Below are 5,766 nucleotides of genomic sequence, written 5' to 3' on the forward strand. Positions count from 1 at the left end.
TCTTGTATTTGTGTTAGTATTATTGTTATCCATAGTAATTTATATCCTTTCTTTATTTTTTTGTGGTGATTAAATAATAACACAGGATATCTTACTATGGATATTTTTTTTAGTTCAATTTCATTTTACAATGAATCAAAATTATATTTTTTAGCATAAATAAAAAAACTTCCAAATTAATATCGGAAGTTTTTTTACTTTATTTAAATTATCTTCTTTTATTTCTCAAAAAAGTTGGTATTTCCATTTCATCATCCCAGTCACTTGATGTTTTAACAGGCTCTGGTTTTGCTTCAACTACAGGTTCTACTTCTCTAACTGGTTCAGGTTTTGGTGCTGGCTTTGGTGCTGGTTTAGCTACTGGTGGTATCTCAGTTTTTTTAATTGGAGTAGGTTCAACATATCCACCTTGTGGAGCATTGTCAAATCCTGTAGCTATAACAGTTATCATTATTTCATCTTCTAAATCCTCTCTAATAGATGCCCCAAATATAATGTTTGCATCTGGGTCACATGATTCAGTTATTAAGTTAGAAGCTGCATTTGCTTCAAATAATGATAAGCTAGGTCCTCCTGTTACATTAAGTAAAACGCCTTTTGCGCCTCTTATAGATGTTTCAAGAAGTGGTGATTGTATTGCTTCTTTAGCTGCTTCTATAGCTCTGTTTTCTCCACTTGCACTACCTATACCCATATGAGCTAGTCCTTTTTCCTTCATTATAGATGTAACATCTGCGAAGTCTAAGTTTATAAGCCCTGGAACCTTTATTAAGTCTGATATAGATTGTATACCTTGTTTTAATACATTATCAGCTATAGAAAACGCATCTAATATAGATGTATTTTTTTGAACTACTTCTAGTAATCTATCATTTGGTATAGTGATTAATGTATCTACATTTGCTTTTAATTCTTCAATACCAGCTTCTGCATTTTTCATTCTTACTTTACCTTCAAATCCAAAAGGCTTAGTAACAACACCTACTGTTAAAATACCCTTTTGTTTTGCTAATTGAGCTACTACTGGAGCTGCTCCTGTACCTGTTCCACCGCCCATTCCGGCAGTAACAAATACCATATCTGTATCTTGTAGTAATTGTTCTATTTGTTCTTTACTTTCTTCTGCTGCTTTTCTTCCTATTTCAGGGTCAGCACCTGCTCCTAATCCTCTTGTAAGCTTTTCTCCTATTTGAACTTGGTTTTCTGCTTTTGAAGTCACTAATGCTTGTCTGTCAGTATTAATTGCTATAAAATCAATTCCTTTTATTTGCTCATCGATCATTCTATTAACAGCGTTGTTTCCGCCGCCGCCAACGCCAAATACTTTTATTTTAGCATTATTGTCAGTTTCTAAATCAAAACTTAACATATCGAAACCTCCCTCTCTCATAATTTATTTCCATATATATTTTTATTATATCATTTAATATTTAAATGTTTAACGTATATTTCTTAAATAAATAACTATTTTATAATTTTTCTTTCAAATATTTGTTAAATTTAACTTAAAATCTATTTTTTTAAAAAAAAAGCCATTTTAAATTGCAATATAACTTATTATATCATTTATTTGATTTAATTTGTTAAGTTTTTTATAATAATATACAATTTACATATTATATTTTAAAATCTTTATGTTTTTGTAAGATTTAAGCTACTCTATTTCTAAATATATACTCATTATTAAGTCCAATTTATACATTTATCACTCATATGTATATAGAGAGTATTTTGAAAAAGTCATATCAATTTTTCCATAATGAATATCCTGTTTTTCTAAATCCAATAAAATTTTTGTCAGCTTAGCTATATTATAGTCTATGTTTTTATCCTTTAAAACTACTACTTCTATACTTTTATCTATACTTATATCGATTTGTTTTTCGTCAAAGCAGTCAATTTCTCGAATTTTTTTATTTAAGCCCTGTTTTTTTATATTTTTCATAAGTGCCTTTAAATATTTTTTATCATTTTTATTTTTATAATTTATTTGCTTTTCGTCGACAGAAAAATCCATACCTACAATTGGATAATTCTGTTTTATATCTGATTCATTTACCTTATCTACATATTCCATACTTTTATCAATATAATAATAGTTTTCTTTTTTATCCTTTAACATGCACATTATATCTTTTTCTTTAATATCTACTATCAATGTGTTAGGAAGCTTTCTTTTTATAGATATGCTTTCAATATATGGGTTCTCTTCAATATTTGATTTTATTTTTTTTAAATCGTATGTAAATATATTTTTTCCTATTGCAACTTTAGATAAGCTATTTATATCTGATTTTGTAAGCATATTATTATTTATTATCTTTATGTGTTTTAAAGAAAAAAAATCGCTTTTTATAAATACTATCGCTCCAAAGCAAATCATAAAAATAAATAGCAACAATGTAATCAATCTATTTATCCTTATTTTCCTTCTTTTGTTTTTTTTACCTTTCATCGAAATCACTCCAATATAAGTTATTAATCTTAAATACTACACAACTACTTTTATCTCCTACATATAAATTTATTTTTTAAAAACAAATTTATATTAAAATCGCCTATTTTTCATATGATTTCGATATATAAACCTATTTATCTCGCTATACATCCTATAAACTTTTATTTTTGCAAACAAAAAGATATAGAGTAGCTTTTAACTAATCTATATCCTTTATTTTTAATTTTAATTTATTTCTTTTTTATTCCTATAACCTTTGAATCATCAACAGATTTTTCAGCTGAAGCGTCTTTTTCTTTTACTTCTGTTTCTTTTTTCTTTTTAGCATTTGGAGATTCATTGTATGCCTTCATTATTTCATCGTATATTAAGTCGATAGCTTCTGGCTTACCGATTTTTTTAGCTGCATTTGACATATCTATAAGTAATTCTTTATCGCCAAGTAATTTAAATACAGCTTCGTTTAAAGATTCTGGTGTTAAATCCTTTTCTAATATAGCTATTCCAGCACCTTGAGCCTCTATACTTTTAGCGTTGTATTCTTGATGATTTTCTGCTGTGTACGCCTTAGGAATTATTATTGAAGGCTTACCAAGTGCAGTTATTTCCGCTAGAGATATAGCTCCTGCACTTCCTATTACTATGTCACTAGCTGCAAGCCCATCTGCCATATTATCTAAGTAAGGCATTACTCTTTGGTAAGGCTTAAGCTCGATATCCTTTATACTTTCTATAAATTCGTCATAGTAAACCTTTCCTGTTGCAAATATAAACGCCACGTCCTCTTTTACCATATTTTTGATAACTAGTCTCATAGCATCGTTTATTTCTTCTGAGCCGCCGCTACCTCCGTAGCATAAAACCATTTTTTTATCTTCAGCTATACCTAGATTTTTTCTAGATATATATTTTCTAGCTTGTAGGATTTCCTTTCTGACAGGGTTTCCTGTAAGTACTAATTTGCCTTGACTCTTTTCTGGAAATCTCTTGTGAGAGTCCTCAAAGCTTGTAAGAACCTTTGTAGCAACTTTAGAAAGTATTTTATTTGTAACACCTGGGAAAGAGTTTTGTTCGTGAACTATAGTGACCTTCTTACTCATAGCTGCATTAAATAAAACCGGTCCACTCACATATCCTCCAGTACCTATAACTATATCTGGTTTATATTTTTTTACTATTTTTCTAGATTGTTCTAAACCTTTACATAATTTAAATACTCTCTTTATATTATCTAAATCTATTTTTCTCTTAAAACCTTGAACTGTGACTGTTTTTAATTCAAAACCTGCCTTTGGAACTATTTCAGATTCAATACCCTTTTTAGTTCCGACAAATAGAATTTCACAATCAGGATTATGTTCTTTTATTTTATTTGCTATGGCTATAGCTGGATATACATGTCCTCCAGTACCACCACCTGCTAATAATACCTTCACTTGATCATCTCCTGTTAATTAATTTTCACTTTCTTTGATATATTCAAAACAATTCCAATTTCACCCATCAGCACTGTGAGCGAGGTTCCTCCATAACTTATAAATGGAAGCGCCACTCCTGTCGCCGGCATAGAAGATGTTGCCACAGCTATATTAAAAGCTGCCTGTATTCCTATTTGAGCTCCTATCCCTATAACTACCATACATGCAAATAAATCCTTTGTCTTCAGAGCAATTCTTACACATCTATAAACTAGTATTACAAATAACATTATAACCAAAATACAGCCTACAAGACCTAGCTCTTCACCTATTATAGCAAAAATAAAGTCATTTTGAGGCTCTGGTATGTAAAAATATTTCTGTCTGCTCTTACCAAGTCCTAGACCAAAAAGCCCGCCTGAACCTATAGCATAGAGACTTTGTATAACCTGGTATCCGCTTCCAAGAGGATCCTGAAATGGATCTAAAAATGCTGTAAATCGTTTAAGTCTATATGGCTCTGCTATTACTAGAGCTATAAATAACCCTACACCCATAATTAGCATACTAAACACAAATTTCATGTTCATGCCTGCCACAAATAGCATTATAAAAACTACTATTATAAGGGTCCCCGCAGTAGACATATTAGGCTGTAGCATTATCAGTATAAAAAATATCGACGGCACTATTAAAATAGGTATGACACCTTTTCTTAAAGATTTTATATCGTCGTATCTTTTTTCTATGACCTTTGCTGTTATTATTATAGTTACAAATTTTGCTATATCCGACGGTTGAAAGGTCGCCCCTCCTATACCAAGCCATCGTTTTGCTCCGTTAGCCTCTATTCCTAGAGGTGTTAAAACTAGTACTAGACATATGACTGTAAATATACAAAGTGGCAGTGAATTCTTCTTCCATATGTTATAATCGATATTCGACATGAATATCATACCGCCAAATCCCAATATAGCGTAAATTATATCTCTTTTTAAAAAGAAATAACCGTCATGATGCTTAAATGAAGCCTGAACATAGCTCGCACTAAACACCATGACTATTCCAAACAATACCAACGCAATTGTGGTATAAAAAATCACTAAATCAAACTCCGTCTTCATCCCCTGTGTAATTTGTTTTTTTGTTTTCAAATTTTCATTAGGCATATGAATGACTACCCTCCTCATCGCTATTAGCTTTGAAGGAAGAGATTTAATTATAAATTGTTTACATTATCTTTGAAGTCGCGTCCTCTCACTTCAAAGCTTGTGTACATATCCCAGCTTGCGCATGCTGGAGAAAGTAAAACAACATCTCCTTCATTTGCAAGCTCGTGAGAAACTTTTACTGCTTCTTTCATATCATTTACTCTTTTAATTGTTTCAAATCCTTTAGCTTTTGCACAAGCTTCTATTTTTGGTGCAGTTGCACCCATTAAAACTAAAGCTTTTACATTTTCCTTGGCAATATCTAAAAGTTCATCGTAAGCACTATCCTTATCGTATCCTCCAGCTATTAATATAATAGGATTCTTGTAAGAAGTAACTGCTTTAATAGTTGAGTCTGGATTAGTACCCTTTGAGTCGTTTACATACATAACTCCATCAAGAGTTCTTACATATTCTAATCTATGTTCTACTGCTTTGAAAGTTTTTAGAACTTCTCTAATGACATCTAAGTCTACACCTAGTACATATGCACCTATAGCTGCTGCCATGCAGTTTTCTAGGTTATGTCCTCCTGGTAAGCTAAGTTCATCTTTATTTAGAAGTACTATTTCTTTATCTACATTTATTATTATATTTCCTTCATCGTTTACATATACTCCTCTTACATCTTGTGATTTTCTTGAGAAGTATAAAACTTGAGAGTTGCATTTACTTGCCA

At 30.7% G+C, this 5,766-nt stretch carries 5 protein-coding genes; all 5 read right to left on the reverse strand.

Going from position 1 to position 5,766, the window contains the following annotated elements; genetic code table 11:
* Positions 1-208: 208 nt before the first annotated feature.
* Entirely contained in the window at positions 209-1,369 is a 1,161-nt protein-coding gene (gene ftsZ, locus SPD90_RS12030) for a cell division protein FtsZ (RefSeq protein ID WP_320623835.1), read from the reverse strand.
* A gap of 336 nt (positions 1,370-1,705) precedes the next feature.
* Positions 1,706-2,455, reverse strand: coding sequence for a cell division protein FtsQ/DivIB (locus tag SPD90_RS12035; RefSeq protein ID WP_320925387.1), 750 nt, complete (start codon positions 2,453-2,455; stop codon positions 1,706-1,708).
* Between the two features lie 233 nt (positions 2,456-2,688).
* The gene (gene murG, locus SPD90_RS12040) at positions 2,689-3,894 is read right to left on the reverse strand and encodes an undecaprenyldiphospho-muramoylpentapeptide beta-N-acetylglucosaminyltransferase (RefSeq protein WP_320925388.1); all 1,206 of its coding nucleotides are present in this window, start codon (positions 3,892-3,894) and stop codon (positions 2,689-2,691) included.
* A gap of 14 nt (positions 3,895-3,908) precedes the next feature.
* Positions 3,909-5,045, reverse strand: a complete 1,137-nt coding sequence (spoVE, locus tag SPD90_RS12045) for a stage V sporulation protein E (RefSeq protein WP_320623832.1) — start codon at positions 5,043-5,045, stop codon at positions 3,909-3,911.
* Positions 5,046-5,095: 50 nt separating this feature from the next.
* A partial coding sequence (locus SPD90_RS12050) for a Mur ligase family protein (protein WP_320925389.1) occupies positions 5,096-5,766 on the reverse strand: 671 nt, incomplete at its 5' end.

The organism is Intestinibacter sp. (genome assembly GCF_034113885.1).
Lineage (GTDB): Bacteria > Bacillota > Clostridia > Peptostreptococcales > Peptostreptococcaceae > Intestinibacter.